The 2,611-nt window shown below is 65.9% G+C and carries 2 protein-coding genes; one reads left to right on the forward strand and one right to left on the reverse strand.

Annotated elements, in window-relative coordinates; all coding sequences use genetic code 11:
* Nucleotides 1-60 precede the first annotated feature (60 nt).
* On the reverse strand, nucleotides 61-822 hold the full coding sequence (locus IBX53_RS15710; protein WP_290911194.1) for a DeoR/GlpR family transcriptional regulator: 762 nt from the start codon (nucleotides 820-822) through the stop codon (nucleotides 61-63).
* Nucleotides 823-992: 170 nt separating this feature from the next.
* Between IBX53_RS15710 and glpK the strand changes: the two genes are divergently transcribed.
* Entirely contained in the window at nucleotides 993-2,480 is a 1,488-nt protein-coding gene (glpK, locus tag IBX53_RS15715) for a glycerol kinase GlpK (RefSeq protein ID WP_290911196.1), read from the forward strand.
* Nucleotides 2,481-2,611: the final 131 nt, after the last annotated feature.

The following is a 2,611-nucleotide window of genomic DNA, read 5'->3' on the forward strand; positions in this document are numbered from 1 at the left end:
TTATCCGGTTCAGCCGTGTGGGCTGGCGCCGTCGGGCCCCGTCAGCGAGCCGTTGGAGGGTCAGTCGGCGATATGCATCGTCACGTCGTGGCTGGCCATCAGCTGGCAGATCGCCTGGGGTGGGCGGCGGTCGGTGAACAGGGCGTCGATCTGGGCGATGTTGCCCTGGCGCACCGAGGGGTTGCGATGGAACTTGGAGTGATCGGCAGCGAGATAGACCTGGCGGGAGTTGCGGATGATCGCCTGGGCGACACGCACCTCCTGATAGTCGAACTCCAGCAGCGAGCCATCCTCGTCGATGCCGCTGATGCCGATGATGCCGTAGTCGACCTTGAACTGGTTGATGAAGTCGATGGTGGCCTCGCCGATGATCCCGCCGTCCCGTGAGCGCACCTGGCCGCCGGCGATGATCACGTTGAAGTCCTCCTTGTGCTGGAGGATGGCGGCCACGTTGAGGTTGTTGGTGATCACCTCGAGATCGCGGTGCTCCAGCAGGGCCTCGGCCACCACCTCGTTGCTGGTCCCGATGTTGATGAACAGCGAGGAGCCGTCGGGAACCTGCCTGGCCAGAAGCGCCGCGATCCGCTGCTTGGCGTCGAGGTTGAGGGTCTTGCGGGTGCTGTAGGCGGTGTTGACGGTGCTCGATTCCAGGCCGGCGCCACCGTGGACGCGGCGGATCAGGCCCTCCTCGGCCAGGGCATTGAGGTCGCGGCGAATCGTCTGGGGGGTGACCGCGAAATGCTCGGTCAGCTGTTCGATGCTGGCATAGCCTTGGCGACGCACCAGGTCGACAATGGCTTCCTGTCGCTGTGACTGGTTCATGCTGACTCCTTGTGATGCCGCCATTGTAGGCGATGATCGCTGCGTCCGGCAGCCGCTCCCGAGGTGGTGTCCGACCAAGGTGGTAGAGCATTCCGAACACGCTGCAGTACTCTTGGTGATCACAAACGAACATCTGATCGACCCTACAACGATAAACGACAGGAGCCTCCATGGCCGACTATCTGCTTGCCATTGACCAGGGCACCACCAGTTCGCGCGCCATCCTCTTCGATCGCGAAGGTCACAGAGTCGCCTCCGCGCAGCGGGAGTTCCCCCAGATCTTCCCGAGCGACGGCTGGGTCGAGCATGATCCGGCATCCATCTGGTCCACCGTACTGACCACCTGCCGCGAGGCCATCGAGCGCGCGGGCGTCGGGCTCGACGCCGTCATCGGGGTGGGCATCACCAACCAGCGAGAGACCACTCTGGTGTGGGATCGTGAGACCGGAGAGCCCCTCTACAACGCCATCGTCTGGCAGGATCGCCGCACCGCGGATTCCTGCCAGGCGCTGCGCGATGCCGGGCACCTGGAGGAGGTCCAGGCACGGACGGGCCTGCTCATCGATCCCTACTTCTCGGCCACCAAGCTGGCCTGGATCCTCGACCACGTGGAAGGGGCGCGGGAGCGGGCCGAGCGCGGCGAGCTCGCCTTCGGCACCGTGGATACCTTCCTGATCTGGCGCCTCACGGGAGGCAAGGTACATGCCACCGATGCCACCAATGCGTCGCGCACGGCCCTTTTCAACATCCATACGCAGCGTTGGGACCCGGAGCTGCTCGAGCTGTTCGGGATTCCCGAGTCGCTGCTGCCCGAGGTGAAGGACTCCAGCGACGACTTCGGTGTGGTGGATGCTGAGTGGCTCGGCGCCGAGTTGCCCATCGCCGGGGTGGCCGGTGACCAGCAGGCGGCCCTGGTCGGCCAGGCCTGCTTTTCGCCGGGCATGGGCAAGAGCACCTATGGGACCGGCTGCTTCATGATCGTCAACACCGGCGACAAGGCCGAGTTGTCGCGCAACCGGCTGCTGACCACGGTGGGCTACCGCATCGATGGCAAGACCACCTACGCCATGGAGGGGAGCATCTTCGTGGCGGGTGCCACGGTGCAGTGGCTGCGCGACGGCCTGCAGCTGTTCGCCGACGCCGCCGAGACCGAGGCGCTGGCCCGCAAGACGCGCAGCGGCCACAGCGTCTATCTGGTACCCGCCTTCACCGGGCTCGGCGCACCGCACTGGGATCCCAAGGCGCGAGGCGCCATCTTCGGCCTGACCCGGGATACCGGTATCGCCGAGATCGTGGCGGCGGGGCTGCAGGCGGTCTGCTACCAGACCCGCGACCTGCAGGCCTGCATGAGTGACGACATGGCCGCCGAGCCCGATACCCTGCGCGTCGATGGCGGCATGGTGGCCAACAACTGGGTGATGCAGTTCCTCGCCGACATGCTGGGGCTGGCCGTGGATCGGCCCACGGTGCTGGAGACCACCGCCCTGGGCGCCGCCTACCTGGCCGGGTTGCGCCTCGGCTGGTACCGCGACCTCGACGAGATCGCCGAGCTCTGGCAGTGCGAGCGTCGCTTCACGCCGCAGATGCCCGAGGCGGAGCGCGAGCGGCTCTATAGCGGTTGGCTGGAGGCCGTGGAGCGGGTCAAGAGTGACCGCTGAAGGCTTGCAAAATCCGGCCCGATGGGTATGATATGCATCCGTTGCCCGGGCGATGTGTGCCGGCAACCGACGCTGAAGCAGGACCATAGCTCAGTTGGTTAGAGCGCCACGTTGACATCGTGGAGGTCGGC

This window comes from Halomonas sp., from assembly GCF_014859505.1.
Taxonomy (GTDB): Bacteria; Pseudomonadota; Gammaproteobacteria; order Pseudomonadales; family Halomonadaceae; genus Halomonas.

Coding starts and splice junctions, on each gene's coding strand:
- IBX53_RS15710 (WP_290911194.1), bottom strand. CDS start 822: ATGAACCAGTCACAGCGACAGGAAGCCATTGTCGACCTGGTGCGTCGC.
- glpK (WP_290911196.1), top strand. CDS start 993: ATGGCCGACTATCTGCTTGCCATTGACCAGGGCACCACCAGTTCGCGC.